At 68.2% G+C, this 18,969-nt stretch carries 13 protein-coding genes and 1 pseudogene; 10 read left to right on the top strand and 4 right to left on the bottom strand.

Going from position 1 to position 18,969, the window contains the following annotated elements; genetic code table 11:
* Nucleotides 1-28: 28 nt before the first annotated feature.
* The 3 genes from APH30_RS10310 to APH30_RS10320 all read right to left on the bottom strand — a co-directional run bounded on the left by APH30_RS10310 (nucleotide 29) and on the right by APH30_RS10320 (nucleotide 4,052).
* Nucleotides 29-1,486: an amidase gene (locus tag APH30_RS10310; protein WP_054912464.1), complete on the bottom strand. Its 1,458-nt coding sequence runs from the start codon at nucleotides 1,484-1,486 to the stop codon at nucleotides 29-31.
* Complete coding sequence (locus APH30_RS10315; protein WP_054912465.1) at nucleotides 1,483-2,793, bottom strand: citrate-proton symporter; 1,311 nt, start codon at nucleotides 2,791-2,793, stop codon at nucleotides 1,483-1,485. Before APH30_RS10315 ends, APH30_RS10310 begins: the two co-directional genes overlap by 4 nt.
* 83 nt (nucleotides 2,794-2,876) lie before the next feature.
* Nucleotides 2,877-4,052: a M20 aminoacylase family protein gene (locus tag APH30_RS10320; protein WP_054912466.1), complete on the bottom strand. Its 1,176-nt coding sequence runs from the start codon at nucleotides 4,050-4,052 to the stop codon at nucleotides 2,877-2,879.
* Nucleotides 4,053-4,347: 295 nt separating this feature from the next.
* Between APH30_RS10320 and APH30_RS10325 the strand changes: the two genes are divergently transcribed.
* Nucleotides 4,348-6,336 carry a TonB-dependent receptor gene (locus tag APH30_RS10325; protein WP_054912467.1) on the top strand — a complete coding sequence of 663 codons (1,989 nt, stop codon included), beginning with the start codon at nucleotides 4,348-4,350 and terminating at the stop codon, nucleotides 6,334-6,336.
* Between the two features lie 55 nt (nucleotides 6,337-6,391).
* Here APH30_RS10325 and APH30_RS10330 read toward each other — a convergent pair whose 3' ends face one another.
* The gene (locus APH30_RS10330; protein ID WP_054912468.1) at nucleotides 6,392-7,354 is read right to left on the bottom strand and encodes an AraC family transcriptional regulator; all 963 of its coding nucleotides are present in this window, start codon (nucleotides 7,352-7,354) and stop codon (nucleotides 6,392-6,394) included.
* Between the two features lie 182 nt (nucleotides 7,355-7,536).
* On the opposite strand from APH30_RS10330, the gene APH30_RS10335 reads away from it, so the two are divergent.
* The 9 genes and pseudogenes from APH30_RS10335 to APH30_RS10375 form a co-directional block, all read left to right on the top strand.
* Nucleotides 7,537-8,595 (top strand): class I SAM-dependent methyltransferase, encoded by a 1,059-nt coding sequence (locus APH30_RS10335; RefSeq protein WP_082416147.1) that lies wholly within the window; start codon nucleotides 7,537-7,539, stop codon nucleotides 8,593-8,595.
* Nucleotides 8,596-8,599: 4 nt separating this feature from the next.
* Nucleotides 8,600-9,880: an MFS transporter gene (locus APH30_RS10340; protein ID WP_054912469.1), complete on the top strand. Its 1,281-nt coding sequence runs from the start codon at nucleotides 8,600-8,602 to the stop codon at nucleotides 9,878-9,880.
* Nucleotides 9,877-12,246 (top strand): thiamine pyrophosphate-binding protein, encoded by a 2,370-nt coding sequence (locus tag APH30_RS10345; protein ID WP_054912470.1) that lies wholly within the window; start codon nucleotides 9,877-9,879, stop codon nucleotides 12,244-12,246. The genes APH30_RS10340 and APH30_RS10345 overlap by 4 nt, the downstream gene beginning before the upstream one ends.
* Nucleotides 12,246-14,765 carry an aminotransferase class III-fold pyridoxal phosphate-dependent enzyme gene (locus APH30_RS10350; protein WP_054912471.1) on the top strand — a complete coding sequence of 840 codons (2,520 nt, stop codon included), beginning with the start codon at nucleotides 12,246-12,248 and terminating at the stop codon, nucleotides 14,763-14,765. The genes APH30_RS10345 and APH30_RS10350 overlap by 1 nt, the downstream gene beginning before the upstream one ends.
* Nucleotides 14,766-14,935: 170 nt before the next feature.
* Nucleotides 14,936-16,108 (top strand): molybdopterin-synthase adenylyltransferase MoeB, encoded by a 1,173-nt coding sequence (gene moeB, locus APH30_RS10355; RefSeq protein WP_054912472.1) that lies wholly within the window; start codon nucleotides 14,936-14,938, stop codon nucleotides 16,106-16,108.
* Between the two features lie 10 nt (nucleotides 16,109-16,118).
* Complete coding sequence (locus tag APH30_RS10360) at nucleotides 16,119-16,529, top strand: Mov34/MPN/PAD-1 family protein (RefSeq protein WP_054912473.1); 411 nt, start codon at nucleotides 16,119-16,121, stop codon at nucleotides 16,527-16,529.
* Nucleotides 16,530-16,575: 46 nt separating this feature from the next.
* Nucleotides 16,576-16,848: a MoaD/ThiS family protein gene (locus APH30_RS10365; RefSeq protein ID WP_009681732.1), complete on the top strand. Its 273-nt coding sequence runs from the start codon at nucleotides 16,576-16,578 to the stop codon at nucleotides 16,846-16,848.
* A gap of 70 nt (nucleotides 16,849-16,918) precedes the next feature.
* Nucleotides 16,919-18,721: a CoA transferase gene (locus APH30_RS10370; RefSeq protein WP_054912474.1), complete on the top strand. Its 1,803-nt coding sequence runs from the start codon at nucleotides 16,919-16,921 to the stop codon at nucleotides 18,719-18,721.
* A pseudogene (locus tag APH30_RS10375) lies at nucleotides 18,718-18,969 on the top strand (AMP-binding protein); the annotation flags it as partial. The gene APH30_RS10370 and the pseudogene APH30_RS10375, both read left to right, overlap by 4 nt.

Genomic DNA, 18,969 nt, shown 5'->3' on the forward strand with positions numbered 1-18,969 from the left:
CCAGCAAAAAGCGCGCCTGGCCAGCACCTCATGGCGCCTGCAGGCTGGGCGGCGGGCAACGCTGCACCCAGCCGGTGAGTTGTTCATGGGCATAGGCCAACTGCAACACGGCATGGTCTGCCTGGGCCGGGCCAATGATCTGCAAGCCCATGGGCAAGCCGCCAGGGTTGAAACCGATCGGCACGCTCATGCTCGGCAAGCCGGCCAGGGTCGGCCCGATCACCACTTCCATCCAGCGGTGGTAGGTGTCCATGGGCCGCCCGCCTACCCGCTGCGGCCATGGCAGGCCCGCATCGAAAGGGAACACCTGGGCCGATGGCAGCAGCAGGAAATCGTAATGCTCGAACAGCTCAGCCATGGCGCGGTACCAGTCACTGCGGTCCAGCGAAGCCTGGTACAGCGCTGCAGCACTCAACTGCAAGCCGCCTTCCACCTCCCACTGTGCTTCGGGCTTGAGCAGTGTGCGCCGGGCCGGGTCGGCATAGGCTGCGCTCAGGTTGCCATGCACCAGGAAGTGGCGGTGCGTGAGCCAGCACTGCCACAAGCGAGCCAGGTCGAATGCCGGTTGGCAGGCCTCGACCCGGCAGCCCAGCTCGGCGAAATCGGCCAAGGCCGATTCGCACAGGCTCATCACCCCGTCATCCATCGGCAGGTAGCCGTTGTAGTCCCCCAGCCAGCCCACCCGTACGCCGCGCAGATCACGTTGCAAGCCGGCGGCGAAATCGCGCCGGCCTTCGCTCAGCGCCAGCGGTGCCCGTGCATCGGCCCCGGCCTGAACCGACAACAGCCGGGCCACATCGGTCACGCTGCGGCCCATCGGCCCCTCGGTGGCCAACTGCTGTACGAACAATTCCGGCGCAGGGCCGTGGGGCACCCGCCCCTGGGATGGGCGCAGGCCGAACACGTTGTTGAACGCCGCCGGGTTGCGCAACGAGCCCATCATGTCGCTGCCGTCGGCCACCGGCAGCAGGCGCATCGCCAGTGCCGCCGCCGCGCCACCGCTGCTGCCCCCTGCCACCCGTGTCGGGTCGTAGGCATTGGTGGTGGTGCCGAACAAGGTGTTGTAGCTCTGCGACCCCAGGCCGAACTCGGGCACGTTGCTTTTGCCCACGATCAAGGCGCCACTGGCCCGCACCCGCGCCACACTGATCGCGTCGTGCAGGGGAACCTGGTCGGCGAACAGCGGCGAACCCAGTGTGGTCCGCAGCCCGGCCGTGGCCGCCAGGTCCTTGATGGCCTGGGGCATGCCATGCATCCAGCCGCGTGAATGGCCGCGGGCCAGTTCGCGGTCCCGTTGGTCGGCTTCGGCCAGCAGCGCCGCGGCCGGGCGCAGCGAGACCAGCGCATTGACCCGTGGGTTGCACCGCTCGATGTGCACCAGGTAGGCCTGCATCACCTCGCGACACGACAGCTGGCGGGCGTGTATGGCTTGGGACAAGGCTTCGGCGCCGAGGGCGACAATGGGGTCGATGACAAGCGGCTTCACGGTTTCACTCCAAGGTTGAAGGCAGCCCGGTTGCCCGCCCGGGGTGCGTCTTTCAGGCAGTAGGTAGCCAACAAGGTCAGCAGGCAGGCAAACAGTACATAGAACGATGGCGCCACCGGGGTTCCCAGCGCCTGGGTCAGCCAGGTCACGATCAACGGGGCAAAGCCACCGAATACCATGACGGCCACGTTATAGGCCACCGACACGCCGGTGGAACGCACCTCGACCGGGAACTGCTCGGCCAGGGCAGTCGGCGCCGGGCCGAAGAAACCGCCGATGGCCGTGCACAGCAGCAATTGCATGACCAGCAGGCGCTCCAGGGATGGCGCCGCGGCGACCCAGACATACAGCGGGTAGACCATCACGAAGAATGCCAAGGTGAAGGCCATCAGCACCGGCCGCCGCCCAAAACGGTCCGACAGCGCACCGGCCAGTGGAATGACCACCGTCATCAGGCCCACCGCGAGCATCTGCACCAGCAGCACCTGGTCCAACGGCAGGCCCAGGCTTTTGTGGGCAAACGTCGGCATGTTCACCAGCACCACATAGAACGACACTGTGGCGCCAGAAGCCAGGCCCATGGCCACCAGCAGGCTGCGCCGGTGTTCACGCAGCACCTGCAGCAGGCTGGGCGAACGGCCCTTGGCCTGGCGGCGGGCCTCGATGAACGCCTCGGGCTCTTCCATGTGCTTGCGAATCCACAGCCCTACCGGGCCGATCAGCAGGCCCAGCACGAACGGGATACGCCAGCCCCAGCTGTCCAGCGCCGCAGGCGAGCACAGGTGGGTAACCAGTGCCACCATTGCCGCACCGCCGAACACCGCCAGGCATTGCCCCACCAGTTGCCAGGAGCCGTACAGGCCCTTGCGGTGGGCCGGGGCACTCTCCACCAGGAAGGCCGTGGCGCTGGCGTACTCACCGCCCGTGGCAAAGCCCTGGAGCATGCGCGCCACCACGATCAACAGCGGCGCGGCCATGCCAATGGCCAGGTAATCGGGGGCAAAGGCGATCATGGCGATCGACACGGTCATCAGGCGGATGATCAGTTGCATCGCCGCCTTGCGACCCTTGCGGTCGGCGTACATGCCCAGCAGCACACCGCCCACCGGGCGCATGAAAAAGCCGACACCGAAGGTGGCCAGGGCCATCAGCAGCGAGGCGTATTCATCGTCGGAGGGGAAGAATTGCCGGGCGATGATGCTGGCCAGAAAGCCGTACACGATAAAGTCATACCACTCCAGGGCGTTGCCGATGACGGCAGCCACCACTTGCCGGGTGCGCGACACGCCATTACTCGAAGTCTGCATAGGGAACACTCCACACGGTGATTGGGTGATCGCCCGGGCACGGTCGCACCCGGGTTCCAGCGGCAGTCGGTAAAACGGCAGGATCAGGCCGGTGCTAGCCAGCGCTCTGCCAGCGCGCCCCAGTAGGCAGCGCCGGTCAGCAGGATGTCGTCGTTGAAGTCGTAGCCGGGGTTGTGCACCATCGGCCCCGCGACGCCGTTGCCGATGAACAGGTAGGCACCCGGGCAGCGTTGCAGCATCCAGGCAAAATCCTCGCTGCCCATCAGCTTGCGGGTGTTGGCATCCACCGCGTCGGCGCCCAGCAACTCCACGGCTACCTGGGTGGCGAAGGCGTTTTCTGCCGGGTGGTTGACCAGCACGGGGTACGCCGGGCGGTGCTCGATGCTGGCGCGGCAGCCGAAGCTTTCAGCCTGGTGGGTGATGATCGCCCGCACCCGCTGCAGGGTCTGCGCCCGTACTTCAGCATCCAGCGCCCGCAGGCTCAGGCGCAGCAGTGCCTGTTGCGGGATCACGTTGGCCGCTTCGCCGGCCTGCAGGGCCCCCACCGTCACAACCGCTGCCTCCTGGGCATCGATATTGCGCGCCACAACGGTTTGCAATGCCAGCACCACACTGGCGGCGGCGACCAGCGGGTCGACGGTCAGGTGCGGCATGGAGCCGTGGCCCCCCACGCCGTCCAGGGTTACGGTGAGCAGATCTTGCGAAGCCATCATCGGCCCTTCCCGCAAGCCCAGCTGCCCCGCGGGCAACCCTGGCATGTTGTGCATGCCGAACAATGCATCGCAGGGAAAACGCGTCAGCAAGCCATCGGCCAGCATCGCCTCGGCACCACCCTGCCCCTCTTCTGCCGGCTGGAATATCAGCGTCAGTGTGCCGTCGAACTGCCGGGTGGCGGCCAAGTAGCGGGCGGCACCGAGCAGCATGGTGGTATGCCCATCGTGGCCGCAGGCGTGCATGCAGCCTTGGTGCTGGCTGCTGTAGGCGGCACCGGTGGCCTCATGGATGGGCAGCGCGTCCATGTCGGCACGCAAGCCCAGGCGGCGCTGGCTGCTGCCATGGCGCAGCACGCCCACCACGCCGGTCTTGCCGATGCCGGTGTGCACCTCGTAGCCCCATTGTTCCAGGTGGCCGGCGACCAGCGCTGAGGTGCGGTTTTCTTCGAAACCCAGTTCCGGGTGGGCGTGAATATCATGGCGGATTGCGTGCAGGTCGCTGGCCACCTCGTTCAGCCAGGCCAGGATGTGCTGATGTCGGGACATGTGCAGTCTCCTTGTGCGGGTGGTTTCCCGTTCTCGTTGTTCGCCTTGAGGTCACGACGGGTGAGGCAGGTCGTGCTGGCTGCCAGCTAAACCTGGCCTGCCGTGGCACACAACCGAAACTGGTTTCATGCTGCGGAACAAAAGCCTGGTGCTGGTGGTGCTCCATCCGCGGCCACGCATAGGAAACCGTCGCTGGCGCATAGGTTACAGACGCGAATGATTCTCGGTCAGGCGCTACAATGCCGGCCGTTGCGTGCCCGTGCGGGGTGCGCGTTGCCAACATCGAGGAACGGGCATGGCCAGAACAACGCTGGTGGGGGTTTTCACAGGGCTGGTGGTCGCAGGCGGTATGACGCCGACGAGCGCGAGCGAACGGCTGGTGCTGGAAGACACGGTGGTGGCCAGCGACAAGCTTGAACAAGCCCGCGACCAGTTGCCTGCCAGCCTCTCGGTGATCGACGCCAGGACCCTGCAGAGCACACCGGTGGACTCGCTGGAACAACTGGTGCGGCGCACCCCGGGGTTCACCTTCCAGCCCTTTGGCCAGTCGGGTACGCAACTGCCGGTGGTGCGCGGCCTGACCTCCAATGCCACGGCCTTCTCCAACTCGCTGCTGATGCTGGTCGACGGCGTGCCGGTGTTGCGCGGCCAAGGCTTCGACAATGACCTGGTGGGCGTCGAGCGCGTGGAGATCCTGCGCGGTCCGCAATCGGCACTGTACGGTCGCAACGCCGAGGCCGGCGTGCTCAGCGTGTTCACGCGCCAGCCGGGCGACGCCGACTACGCCCGGGTGGAAACCGGGCTGGGCAGCCGTGACAAGCGCCTGGTCAGCGCCGACCTGAGCACCGCGCTGATAGAAGGCACCCTGTATGCAGGCGCCGCCGGCCAATGGACAAGCCAGGACGGCTACCTGGACGACGACTTCGCCGGTGGCAAAGCCGACGACCGCGAGCGCCAGAGCGGCCGCCTGACCCTGCGCTGGACGCCGGACGCGCTCACCGACGCGACCCTGCGCTACAGCACCCTGAAATACCGCGACCAGGCCGCGCAATGGGGCAGCCGCACGGGCCGCGACCGGGCAGTGAATTCCGGGCTGGCCGGGCGTAACCACTCCAGCGGCGACACCTGGTCGCTGGACCTGCGCCGGCAACTGGGCGGCGACCTGGAACTGCGCTCGATCACCGCACGCAGCGTGTTCGACGACCGTCTACGCCAGGACACCGACTTCCAGCCAAGCGACCTCATGCACCTGGCCCGCGACTACCACTTCGAAACCCTGAGCCAGGAACTGCGCCTGAGTGGCAGCCACGGGCAAGGCCGCTGGCTGCTGGGCGCGTATGCCGACCGTGAAGACCACGACCTGGATTACCAGCAGAAACTGCCGATGGGGCTCAGCCGCACCCAGGCCGGCCTGGGTGGCAATACCGCCGCGCTGTTCGGCCAATGGCTGCAGCCGCTGTCCGGGGCCTGGTCGTTGACCTTGGGTGGCCGCTATGAGTACGCACGTGCCTGGATCGACCCGGCAGGCAACCGCAACCAGTCCGACAGCTGGCAGCACTTCACCCCCAAGGTGGCATTGCAGTATGCGCTGAGCGAGGATGCCCAGGCCTATGTCAGCTACAGCCAGGGCATGCGTGCGGGAGGCTTCAATGCCTTCGCTAGCAGCGCCGGCAACCCGGCGTACGACCCGGAGCAGGTGCGCAGCCTTGAGGTGGGCCTGAAGGGCCTGACCGCGGACCAGCGCCTGCGCTACTCGGCGGCGCTGTACCGCATGCAGGTGCGTGACATGCAGGTGCAGCAACTGGTGCAGCAGGGGCTGGTGTACATCACCAATGCGGCGGCGGCGACCTCCACCGGCCTGGACCTGGACCTGGAATACCTGCTGGGCGAACGCTGGACCCTCACTGCAGCGCTGGGGCTGAACCGCACCCGCTTCGAGCGGTTCCGCGAGGGGAGCAACGACTACGAGGATAACCGCAACCCGTTCGCCCCGGACTTCACCGGCCACCTGGGCCTGCGTTACGACGCCGATGCCGGCTGGTACGTACAGGGCGCGCTGAGTGCGGTGGGCAAGGTGTATCTGGACGCTGCCAATACCTATCGGCGCCCCGGCTACGGCCTGGTTGACCTGAGCGCTGGCTACCGCTTCGGGCAGTACACCGTCAGCACCTATGTCGACAACCTGCTGGACAAGCGCTACGACGCCCAGGGATTGCTCAATGGCGCTGTGACCGTGTACAGCCCGCCACGCGAGGTGGGGATGAGGGTCAGCTTCGAGCTGTAGGGGGGGCGCGCCGCTGCGACCCACGCCATGGCCCGCAGCGGCGCCCTGACCGGGCTCAGCGCTTGCGCCCGAAGATCGACTTTGGTGACCGCCCGAAATAGCGGGTGAACGCCACGGTGAAGTTGTTCGGGTATTTGTACCCCACCTGCCACGCCGCCTGCGCCACCTGTTGCCCGGCCTCCAGCAAGGTCATGGCCTTGCGCATGCGCAATTCCAGCAGCATGCGTGCCGGTGTGGTGTCGAACAGGTAACGGAACCCCTCCTTGAGCTTGTGTTCGTTCATGCCTACCGCCGTGGCCAGGTAATCCACGGTCAACGGCTTGTCCAGTTGCTCGCACAACAGGTTGCGCGCCCGCTCGATACGCTGCACGTCACTGGTACTCAAGGCCGCGGCGGCGCTGGGTGGCGGCGCCAGCAGGTTGAACTGCTCGGCCAGCAGGCTGAGGGTGTGGATATGCAGGTCCAGCCGGTGGGCCGGGTCCAGACCGCCCGGTTGCAGGTAGCGCACCAGCGCGGCGGCATGGGCTTGGGCGGCCTGGGAGCTGGGCCGGAAATCCAGGCGGTGCAACCGGCCGCTGCCCAGCACTTCAGTGGCCCGTGCCTCGCCCACGTACTTGCACAGCGTCGCGTGGTCGATCACCACGCGCAGTTGCGAAGCGGTTTCGTTGGCCTGGTACCGGCGCTCGCCAAGCGTGGCACGGAAGGCGGTGATGGTGGTGTGCCCCGCCTCGAACGCCAGGCTGCTGCCGTCCTGGCCGATGAAGCCGGATTTTCCCTGCAGCCCCACCGTCACCACCATCACGTGGCCGTCATGCGGCCCGCAGGTCTCCTCCACCAGCGGGCGTGTGGGGTGGTAATGCAGGCGCCCCAGCGACAGGCCTTGCTCCAGTTGCAGCAGGTCGGTGTGGCACTGCCCGTAGGCTTCGTCCAGTTGCAGGCGCAGGCGCCCGTCGGCGCTCAGCGAACGGTGCCGGGGCTGGTCCAGGCCCAGGCGGCAGGTGGCGTTGCTCGTGTTCATGAAGACATCCCTGAGGATCTGCGGCCGTCGCACCGCATAGAAACGGCTCCGGCTCGCATATTTTATGTGAATGATTCTTATTTAATATATACCACCCTTTGAGCTGATTCGGCCATGCCCCGTTTCGTTCCTTATCCGTGGGCCCGCAACGGCCACACACGCGACAACTACAGGAAGTTACCGTGACCCGACTTGCACCCCGCCCCCGCGACCTGCACCCCACCGCCACCCACCCCTTGCAAGCCTGTTGGGACCTGCAACTGGGAGGGCTGGCGGCCGACGCCTTGCAGCTGGCGCTGGCACACGGCCTGTTCGATCACCTGCAGCAATACCTCGCCCCCGCCCAGGTGGCGCAGGCCCTGGACTGGCAAGCCGAGAGCGCCGACTACTTCCTGGAACTGCTGTGGAGCCTGGACCTGCTCGAACGCCATGCTCAGCGCCCGGCGCGCTACCGCAATAGCCCGCTGGCCGACCGCCACCTGCGCAGCGACGCGGCCCAGTACTGCGGCGATGCCTTGATGTTCCGCCACCGCGTGCTGCGGGAAACCGGCGCACAACTGGACGGCTACCTGCGCACGGGCATGCCGCGCCAGGCGCCGAGTACCGCCCAGCTCGACCAGGGGTGGGCCAATGCCGCGCGCTTGCAGATCGCCCAGGAACAACGAGCGGTCACCTGCGACAGCGCCTGTGCCTTGCTGGCCAGCCTGCCGGAGTACCCACGCCTGCAACGCCTGCTCGACCTCGGCGGCGGGCCGGGCCTGGTGGCCATCGCCCTGGCCCGGCAACTGCCGGCGCTCAGCGGCGTGGTCCTCGAATACCCCGAGACGGCACAGGTGGCCGCCGACAATATCGCCGCCGCCGGCCTGGGCGCCCGGCTGAGCGCGCGCGGCGCAGACCTGAACAGCGACGACATCGGCAGCGGCTACGACCTGATCTGGTGCTCGTCGGTGCTGCACTTCGTCGACGACCTGCCGGCCACCTTGCAGCGCCTGCACGCGGCGCTCGCGCCCGGCGGCCTGCTGGTGTGCTGCCAGGCTGAAGTGCCCCAGGCCCGTCAGGTCGCGGCCCAGGTGCTGCCCTACTACCTGCACATGCGCCTGCAAGGCCGCCACGTACTGGCCGAGGGCGAGCTGGCGCAGCTGCTGCGCGACAGCGGCTGGCGTGGTGTAGAGCAGGTCGATGGCGTGCGCTACCCACTAACGCCGGTAACGGCAGTCATCGCCCGCAAGGCCAAGGAGTGACACCATGACCCGCCCCCCTGTCATCGCCCTGCAACTGCTGTTCGGCTGGCTCAACCTGGCCTTGGCCGTGCCGAGCATCTACCTGATGTTCGGCCTGCCGCTGGTCATGCGCCAATACGGCTGGAGCGGGACCGAGATCGGACTGTTCCAGCTGGCCGGGCTGCCGGCGGTGTTCAAGTTCCTCATGGCCGTGCCGGTGCAGCGGGTGCGCCTGGGGCGCTCGCCGTTGCCGCGCTGGCTGGCGTTGCTCGGTGGCGTGCTGATCGTGCTGTACGCGCTGATCGCCCGCGACAACCTCATCGAACAGCGCCTGGCGCTGTTCGCCATGACCTTCGCCATCAGCATCGTCGCCACCTGGATGGACATCCCACTCAATGCCCTGGCGGTGCAGTGGCTGCCGCGCCACGAACAGGTGCGTGCCGGCAGCATCCGCGCCGCGGCCTTGTTCGTGGGTGCGATCGTGGGCGGCGGCGCGATGTTGCTGGTGCAGTCGCGCCTGGGCTGGCAGGCGCCGTTCGTGATCATGGGCGTGGCATTGGCGCTGGGGGTGCTGGCGCTGCTGCTCGTAGCCAGGCGCCTGCCGAGCGTGCCCACACCGGCAGCCATGGCACCGGGCCTGGTGGCCGATTGGGCCGGCTTTTTCGGCCAGCCGGCGGCACGCCAGTGGACCTGGTTGCTGCTCAGCGCCTTCCCGTTCATCGGGGCGGCCTGGCTGTACCTTAAACCCCTGCTGCTCGACCAGGGCATGGCCCTGGAGCAGGTGGCCTGGCTGGTGGGCATTGCCGGGGGCACGCTGGGCGCATTTGCCAGCCTGGTGGGCGGGCGCCTGATTCCGCTGCTGGGCACGGCACGGGCGATTGTCCTGTACCTGCTGGCGGCGCTGCTGGCCTTGGGGGTGCTGGGCCTGGCGGTGTGGCTGCGGCTGGGCCAGCCCTGGCTGATCGCCGGTGCATTACTGCTGGCCTTGGCCATGGGGGCGGTGTCGGCGCTGATGTTCGGCCTGACCCTGTTCTTCAGCCGCCAGCAACGCAGCGCCAGCGACTATGGCCTGCAGTCGAGCCTGTTCGTGGTCACCCGTCTGGCCGCACCGGTGCTCGCCGGCCTGCTGCTCGACCGCCTGGGCTATGGCGGCCTGTTGGCCAGCCTGGGCGCTGGCCTGGCGCTGGCGCTGGTGCTGGCGTGGCGGGTGCGCCACAGCATCGCCCGCAGCACCGACGCCCTGTTGCGCACCCCCGGCGACGCCGCCCCAGGCACCGCTTCCATCACCCTTGAGGGCAAACCATGAAGCCACACCGCTACGGCATCTGCCTGATCAGCCGCGATCCGGCGCTACGGGCCGACGTCAGCGCCGTGCTCGACCGGCTCAACCACTGGCTGGGGCATGAGACCCCGCACGCCAGCCAGCATTGGCCCGACGCCCAGTTGCAGAGCCTGTACCGCCAGGTCGCCGGCCAGGCCGAAGCCTACCTGCGCCAACAGGCCAAGCCAGGGGCGCTGGCCCTGCAGCTGCTGGCCTTCGACGACCTTGCCCAGGCCCAGGCGGCGCTGGCCACCGCCTGCCCCTGCGACCACGTGCTGCTGGATACCCGTGACCTGCAAGCGCAACCCGAGCACGACCCCTTGGGCGCCCTGCTCGACACCCAGCCCGAAGCCCGCCGCTCGCCCAGCAGCGCCGTGCTGCTGTGCCATGCGCAGCACCTGCAGCACTGGCTGACCCGCCTGGGCGGCAACCGCCTGCTGCGCGTGCCCCACGAAGACCGCGCGCTGCGCCGCGCCGACCTGCTGCGCCTGTTCGTCGACCACCTCGAGCACGCCTACTGCAACCGCTTGCTGGCACGCACCACCCTGCAATCGGCTGAGCCGGTGAGCCTGGCCCGCGACATCCAGCAGCGCATGACCCAACGCTGGGGCCAGGCCTGGGATTGCCATTTCTTCACCGGCTCCATGGTCGCCGGCCTGCTCGACTCGCTGGGCGAGCTGCTGCGGCCAACCGCCTGCGGTTTCCACAGCGCCTGCAACGAGCACGCCCTGGCCGTCAGCGCCCTGGCCGGCTGGCAGCTGTACCAACGGGCCTACGTGATCGTGATGACCTCGGGCATGCTTGACGAGATGCGCGGCACCCTGGCCAACCTCAAGCGCGCCGGTGCGCCGGGCCTGGTGGTCTGCGCCGACTCGCCGGAGTCGGTCTGGTTCGCCTTCCAGGGCACCCTGGACGCCGACAACGATGGCCATCAGGTCATCGCCGCCCGCGGCCTGTGGCAGCGCTTCGTGCGCCGCCCGGATGAAGCCGCGGCCTGTGTCGAACAGGCCTTCGCTGCCCTTGACCAACGCCCGGCGCCGACGTTCCTGTTCGCCACCCAGGCGGTGCTCGAATCCCGCGCGCAGCTCGAAGGCCCGCCCCCGCCCATGCCCGCCACAGCCACGCAGCAGGCGCTTACGGCACCGGAGTTGGCGGCGCTGGAGCAGTTGCTGGCGGTGATCAACCACACGCCTTCGCGCCTGCTCTGGCAATGCGGGCGGCTGGCTGCCGACGAGCGCCAGCGGGTGGTCGAACTGGCGCGCCGCGCTGGCATCGCGCTGGCCGACAGCATTGTCGCGCCCGGTAGCGTATGCGCCTATCAGGACCAGGAGCCGGTGCCCAATTACCTCGGGCCGCTGTCGATGTACGGATTCAGCCGCCGCGTGCACGCGTTTCTCGAAGGCACCGACAACGAGCCGGGCAAACCCTGGCTGATGTTCGTCAAAAGCAAGATCGACCAGTCCGCCACGCCCTACTCGGAAGGTCGCCTGCCCAGGCTGTTCCACATTGCCCAGGTCAACCACCAGCCCGGCCATATCGCGCCGTTTTGCGAGCTGCCAGTGCCGCTGGCCCTGAACAGGGTGCTCGACTACCTGGAGCCGCGCCTGGCCGTACCGGCCGCGCTGCTGCGCACCCGCCGCGAGCGGCTGCAAAGGTTGCAGCGCACCCGCGAAGTGCTGCCCAGCGACCAGATCGAAACCCTGCCGATGACGCCGAACTACTTCTTTCATCGCCTCGGCCAGTTGCTTGGCGAGCTGATCGAGCGCGATGGCTACCGCTACACCGGTGTCTACGACGTGGGCCGTTGCAGCCTGTCGGCCCTGCGTAACCTGCCCCGTACCGACGCCGGCTTCTCCGGTTGGTACGGCCGGGCGCTGATGGGCGATGCGCTGATGTCGCTGCCCTACATAGCCCTGAACGACGAGCGCCATGTGCTGGCGTTCATTGGCGACGGTGCCCGCGCCCTGGTGCCGGACATCGAGCAGCGCCTGGCGATGAGCCTGGCCAGCAGCGCCGATGCCGGCCAGCGCAACGTCACGGTGATGTACCTGGCCAACGGCGTGCTGTCGATGATCCAGACCTACCTGGACAAACGCTATGCCTGCCACGGCGCCAGCCAGGTCAACGTGCCGCTGGCCGAGGGGCCGCTGTGGGAAGAGCGCGCGTTCGGCCCGCTGCGTGTCTGCCGCGCCCGCCTGCTGCAGTTCTGCCCCGACACCCTGCGCCAGGCGCTGACTGCGCCGGGGCGCCTGAACTTCTTCGACGTATGGCTGGGCCACAACTCCGAGGGCGATGGCTTGAGCCTGGTCTCGGAAACCGCCTGGAGCCGCCTGAACATGGAAAACTGCTGATGAAATTCGGATTCATTGCCCACCCCACCTCCACTGGCCTGCTGCATCAGGTCAAGCTGGTGGACATGCTCGACCGCACCCTGGAAGAACAGGCCTGGGGTTACCAGGCCGAGCGCTGGCAGCAGCGCAACCTGGTGCCGTTCATCGATTTCGGGCGCATCGTCAGCGCCTGTGGCGCCGAGTGCTCGGGAATGCTGCAGTTCATGCCGCTGACCGCCGAGCAGATGCTGCGCCAGCCGCGCGCGATTGCCGAACGGGTGCTGCAGGGCGTGGCCGCGCTCAAGGCCGAAGGCGCCGAACTGGTGGGCCTGGGCGGCTTTACCGCGATCGTCGGCAACCGCGGCGTGGCGACCATGCAGCAGGCTGAGGTGGCCGTTACCACCGGCAACTCGCTGACCGCCTTCGCCGCCTACGCCAATCTGATGGACAGCCTGCGCCTGCTGGGCATCGCCGCAGCGGACGCCGAGGTGGCGGTACTCGGCTACCCCGGGTCGATCGCCCTGGCCGTGGCGCGGTTGCTGGCCGAACAGGGCTGCCGGCTGCGCCTGGTGCACCGGGGCAACGCCCAGCAGGCCCAGGCGCACTTGGAATACCTGCCCAGCCAGTACCACGCCCAGGTCACCCTGCATCACAACCTTGAAGACTGTTACGCCCAGGTGCGCTTCTATGTAGCCGCGACGTCCAGCGGCGGCCTGATCGACCCACGCCGGCTGCTGCCAGGCTCGGTGGTGCTGGATGCCGCCTTGCCCAAGGACGTGATGGACGTGCCCCACCAGCGCCGCGACATCCTGCTGGTGGACGCCGGCCTGGTCTCCGCCAGCCCCGCCGTGCACCTGGGGCTGCGCAGCCTGGGCCTGGAGCCCAAGCGCAGCCTCAATGGCTGCCTGGCCGAAACCATGATCCTGGCGCTGGAGGGCCGTGCCGAGCCATTCTCCCTGGGCCGTGAGTTGCCGGTGCACAAGGTGCTGGAGATCGGCCGCATCGCCGAGCGTCACGGCTTCAGCCCTTCGCCCATGACCCATGACGGCGAAGTGCTCGCCAGCGAGGCCTTCGACCGCCTGCACCGCCACCACCACCCGCGCCGTGCGCTACGCGCCAGCGACGCCACCGACGAGCCCCTGGCCTTGCGCCGCGAAGTGCTCAACAGCTTTGCCGAGCACATCAACCCGGTGCTGCGCGAGTTCTACCGGTTCAACCACATCGAGCGGGTGTTCAGCCAGGGCCAGGGCTGCTGGCTCACCGACCTGGACGGCCGGCGCTTTCTCGACTTCGTCGCCGGCTACGGCTGCCTCAACACCGGCCACAATCACCCGGCCATCAGCCAGGCCTTGCAAGGCTACCTGCAGGCGCAATTTCCCACCTTCATCCAGTACCTCTCGGCGCCATTGCACGCCAGCCTGCTGGCCCAGCGCCTGGCGGCACTGGCACCCGGTGGGCTGAACAGGGTGTTCTTCAGCAACTCCGGAACCGAGGCGGTAGAGGCGGCGCTTAAACTGGCGCTGGCCGCCAGCGACAAGCGCAGCGTGGTCTACTGCGACAACGGCTACCACGGCAAGACCCTGGGCGCACTGTCGGTGACCGGCCGGGCCAAGCACCGCACCCCCTTCGAGCCCCTGCTGCCGCGCTGCGACAGCCTGCCCTTCGGCGACCTGCACGCGTTGCGCAGGCGCCTGGAGCAAGGCGACGTGGCTGCCTTCATCGTCGAGCCGATCCAGGGCGAAGGCGGCGTGATCCTGCCACCGCCCGGCTACCTGGCTGGGGTTCGTGCGCTGTGCGATGAGTTCGACTGCCTGTGGATACTGGACGAGATCCAGACCGGCCTGGGCCGCACGGGCAAGCTGTTCGCCTGTGAGTGGGACAATACCGCGCCAGACATCATGGTGCTTTCCAAGTCGCTGTCCGGCGGACTGGTGCCAATCGGTGCCACGTTGTCCCGCGACGCCGTGTGGGAACGTGCCTATGGCGATATCGACAGCTTCGCCCTGCACACCTCTACCTTCGGTGGCGGTAACTTCGCTGCCGCCGCGGCCTTGGCGGCGCTGGATGTGCTGGAGCAGGACGGCCTGTGTGCCAATGCCGCCGAAGTGGGGGCGTTTCTGCAGGCCGGCTTGCAGCGCCTGGTGGACCGCTACCCGTTCCTGGTGGCGGTGCGCGGCCGCGGGCTGATGCTGGCGATCGAGTTTCACCAGGACATGCGCGGCGGCGTGCAGGCGTTGGTCAAGGAACTGGCGGGGCGCATACCGGGCCAGGCCATGGCCACCTACCGCATGCTGTCGGGCGCTGCCCGCGCGCACCTGGAGGCCGCCGCCCAGGCATTGGAGCAGAACCTGGAAGACATGTTCGTGCTGCGCTTCATGACCAAGCTGTCCGAGGAACATGGCGTGCTCACCTTCGTTACCGCCAACAACAACCGGGTGATGCGTATCCAGCCGCCGCTGGTGCTCACGCGCGAGGAAGCCGAACGCTTTCTGAGCGCCTTCGCCAGCGTCTGCGAGGACTTGGCCACGTTCCAGTCGTGAGCCACGGGGGCTGCCACGCAGCCCCTTTGCGCCCTGCCACCGCCCCGCCGACAAAACCCATAGTTTTACCGCGCTTTGCCATACGAATCGGGCCGCTCGGCGGATTGAACCGGCGGCCCACACAATTGAAAATGGTTCCAGTTCGTATCTACTGAATGGAAGAAAGCGATATGACCTTACCGCCTCTGGTCGAGCCCGCAGCCGAGCTCAGCCGCGAAGAAGTGAACCGCTACAGCCGTCACGTGTTGATTCCCGACATCGGCGTACTCGGCCAGCGCCGCCTGAAGAACGCCAGGGTGCTGGTGATCGGCGCCGGCGGGCTGGGCTCGCCGACCCTGCTCTACCTTGCCGCAGCCGGCATCGGCACCCTGGGCGTGATCGACTTCGACCGGGTCGACGAGTCCAACCTGCAACGCCAGGTGATTCACAGCGTCGACACCCTCGGCGAGCTCAAGGCCGAAAGCGCTCGCCAGGCCATCGCCCGCCTCAACCCCCTGGTCAAGGTGCACACCCATACCGAACGCCTGGAGGCGGACATGGCCGTGGAGCTGTTCAGCGGCTACGACCTGATCCTCGACGGCACCGACAACTTCGCCACCCGCTACCTGGTCAACGACGCCTGCATCCTGGCCGACAAGCCCTACGTATGGGGCTCGATCTTCCGCTTCGAAGGCCAGGCGTCGGTGTTCTGGGAGAATGCCCCGGGCGGTCGCGGCCTGAACTACCGCGACCTCTACCCGGAGCCACCGCCGCCGGAGCTGGCGCCCTCCTGCGCCGAAGGTGGCGTGCTGGGGGTGCTGTGCGCGGCCATCGCCTCGATCATGGCGACCGAAGCGATCAAGCTGCTGACCGGCATCGGCGAGCCGCTGCTGGGCCGCCTGATGGTCTACGACGCGTTGCAGATGAGCTACCGCGAGCTGCCCTTGCGCCGTTTGCCGCAGCGCCAGCCGGTCACCGCCCTGGGCGACTACCAGGCGTTGTGCGGGCTGGACCGCCCCGCTGCCAGTGATGCAGCACCGGTACCGCAGATCAGCGCGGTGCAGCTCAAGTCGCTGCAGGATGCCGGACGCCCGCCGGTGATCATCGACGTGCGCGAGCCGACCGAATGGGACATCGTGCACATCGACGGCGCGGTGCTCATGCCCAAGTCTGCGCAGGTGGCGACGCAGATCGTCGAGCGCTACGGCCACGACACCGACCTGGTGATCACCTGCAAGTCGGGCATGCGCTCCAAAGCCGTGGCCGGCGACCTGCAACGGCTCGGCCACGGCAGGGTGCGTGACCTGCAAGGCGGCGTGCTGGCGTGGGTGCGCGAAGTGGAACCGGCCCTGCCGAGCTATTGAGGGTGCCCGCATGGTTCTGCGCATCACCGCTCAGGCCCTGGAACAGGTAAGGCACCTGGCCCAGGCCGCGCATCCCATCGAGGCCTGCGGGCTGATTGCCGCCGCCAGCGGCGAGCCGCTTGCAAACAGGGTGGTACCGATGCGCAACCAGGCCGCCAGCCCCACCTGGTTCAGCTTCGATCCGCGCGAGCAGTTGCAGGTCTGGCGTGAGCTGGATCAGCGCGACGAAGACTGCCGGGTGATCTACCACTCGCACACCGCCAGCGAAGCCTGGCCAAGCCGCGAGGATATCGCCCTGGCCAGCGACCCCCAGGTGCATTACCTGATCGTCTCGACCTGGGGCGAGGCGCGGCACGCCGCGCGCAGCTTTCGCATCATCGACGGACGGGTGTTCGAAGAGCCCCTGTGCGTCCAGCCCTGACCCTTGCCGGCACCCCCGGCACAACGTGTACCACAAGGAGAAAAGCATGTCGGTTTCCGTGATCGTCCCCACCCTGCTGCGCCCACTCACCGACGGCCAGAAGCAGGTCCAGGCCCAGGGCGATACCGTGCGCCACATCATCGAGCACCTGGACAGCCGCTACCCCGGCATCAAGGCCCGCTTGGTGAAAGACGACCAGGTGCACCGTTTCGTCAACATCTACGTCAACGACGACGACATCCGCTTCGCCGACGGCCTGGCCACGCCTATCCGCCCCGGTGACCAGCTGACCGTACTGCCCGCCGTGGCCGGCGGCTGACCCACCGTTCACCGCTTCGCGGGCCCGCCCGCGAAGCCTGCTCGCCCGTAACCTGTCCGCGAGATCCGCCATGTCCCGTATGCTAGATGACGCCGGCCTCGGCTGGCGCAGCGGCCCCTCCCTGCCCGGCTGGCAGGGCCTGAGCCGCGCCCTGCAACACCACGGCCAGTGCCTTGGCCTGCGTGCCCTCGACGGCCTGGCCGAAGGGGCCGCGCTGCAGTTGGCCCACCCTGATCTGCACCCCGTTCACATGCGGTTCGTTGCACCGCCAGGTCTGCCCCTGGAGAGCACCAGCGAGTTCATACAGCAAGCGGCCTGCGGCCTGATGTCGGTGCACGGCCGTGCCAGCGGGCGCCCGCAAGCACTGGGCGTGGATTACCTGGCCGCCCTCAACGCCGCCCTCGCCTGGCAGGCCAGCCTGGCTGCTGCCGTCGGCCAACTGCGCGGCGGGCAGTTCACCCAGGTAAGCCTGGACCCGCTGCGCGGCGGCCTGCTGAGTATCGGCCAGTACCTGGCTGGCGCAACCGCACCAGAAGACGCCGAACGGCTGCTGCCGGGGCAGGACGACGCCCTTGCCCGCCCGCCGTTCGTTTCCCTGGAAGGCACGGCCTTCGAACTGGAAACCCTCGACAGCCAGCCCTGGCGCCACTTCTGGCACGCCCTCGGCTTGCCCGACAGCCTGGCCGGCAAAGCCTGGCAGCACTTTCTGCTGCGCTATGCCAAGGCCGTGGCGCCGATGCCGGCCGAATGCCTGGACGCACTGGCGCGCCTGCCGCTGGCGCAGATCCGGCAGCAGGCGCGGGCCAGCGGGGTAGCGCTGGTGGTACTGCGCAGCCCGGCGCAGCGCCAGGCCGATGCCGACTACCCGGCCAGCCTGCACACCCCCTGGCGGCTGACACCCGGCCCGCAGGCACCGCTGCGGCCAGCCCCGCGCCCAGCCGCGCTACCGCTGCAAGGCCTGCGCGTGCTGGAGTCATGCCGCCGTATCCAGGGGCCGCTGGCCGGGCACCTGCTGGCCCTGCTAGGTGCCGAGGTGATCCGCCTGGAGCCGCCAGGCGGCGACCCCCTGCGGCACATGCCGCCCTGCGCCGATGGCTGCTCGGTGCGCTTCGACGCGCTCAATCACCTGAAGACGGTACGCGAAGTGGATATCAAGTCCGCTGCAGGTCGCGCCGAGATCCACGCCCTGTGCGCCGACGCCGACGTGTTCCTGCACAACTGGGCCCCCGGCAAGGCCGCCGAGCTGGGTCTGGATGCCGCCGACCTGCAGCTTGCCCGGCCGGGCCTGGTGCATGCCTACGCCGGGGGCTGGGGCGATGCCCAGGTATCGGCGCCCGGCACCGACTTCACCGTGCAGGCGTGGTCCGGCGTCGCCGAGCGCATCGCCCGCGCCAGTGGCACACGTGGCGGCACGCTGTTCACCGCGCTCGATGTCCTGGGTGGTGTGATCAGCGCGCAAGGCATCTGCGCCGCGCTGCTCGACCGCAGCCTGCACGGGCGCGGCAACCAGGTACACAGCTCGCTGCTGGGCGCCGCCGACCTGCTGCTGGCCCCCCCCTGCAACAGCACCCCGCCCAGCCTGCTGCAAGGCGTGTTCGAGACCGGCGACGGCCTGCTCGCACTGGACTGCCAGACACGCCAGCAGTGGCAAGCGCTGGGGCAACTGCTGGGCGGCACCTGCACCCCCGCAGAGCTGCCCCGGCGCCTGGGCAGCGCCGACGCCTGGCACTGGCAGACGCGCTGCCAGCAGGCTGGCATTGCCGCCAGCCAGGTGCATCAGGACCTGGCGTGCCTGGCCAACGACCCGCGCCTGGCCGACTGCTTCGGTCAGCGCGCCTACCGATCCGTTCAATCACCCTGGAGTTTCACATGAACACTGCCGGCATCATCGACCTGGTACCCCAGGCTGCCCGTCGCCGCTGGCGCGAAGACGGCAGCTACCCTAATCGTGACGTGTTCGACCTGTTCCGCGAACGCGCCCGGGAAACGCCGGCCAAACCGGCGGTGCTGTCCCCCGAGGGCGACGTCAGCTATGCCGAGCTGCTTGGCGCAGCCCTGCGCCTGGCCGGCAGCCTGCGCCAGTCGGGCATCGTTGCCGGCGACGTGGTGGCCTACCAACTT

Origin of the sequence: Pseudomonas sp. NBRC 111127 (genome assembly GCF_001320345.1) — a bacterium.
Taxonomy (GTDB): Bacteria; Pseudomonadota; Gammaproteobacteria; order Pseudomonadales; family Pseudomonadaceae; genus Aquipseudomonas; species Aquipseudomonas juntendi.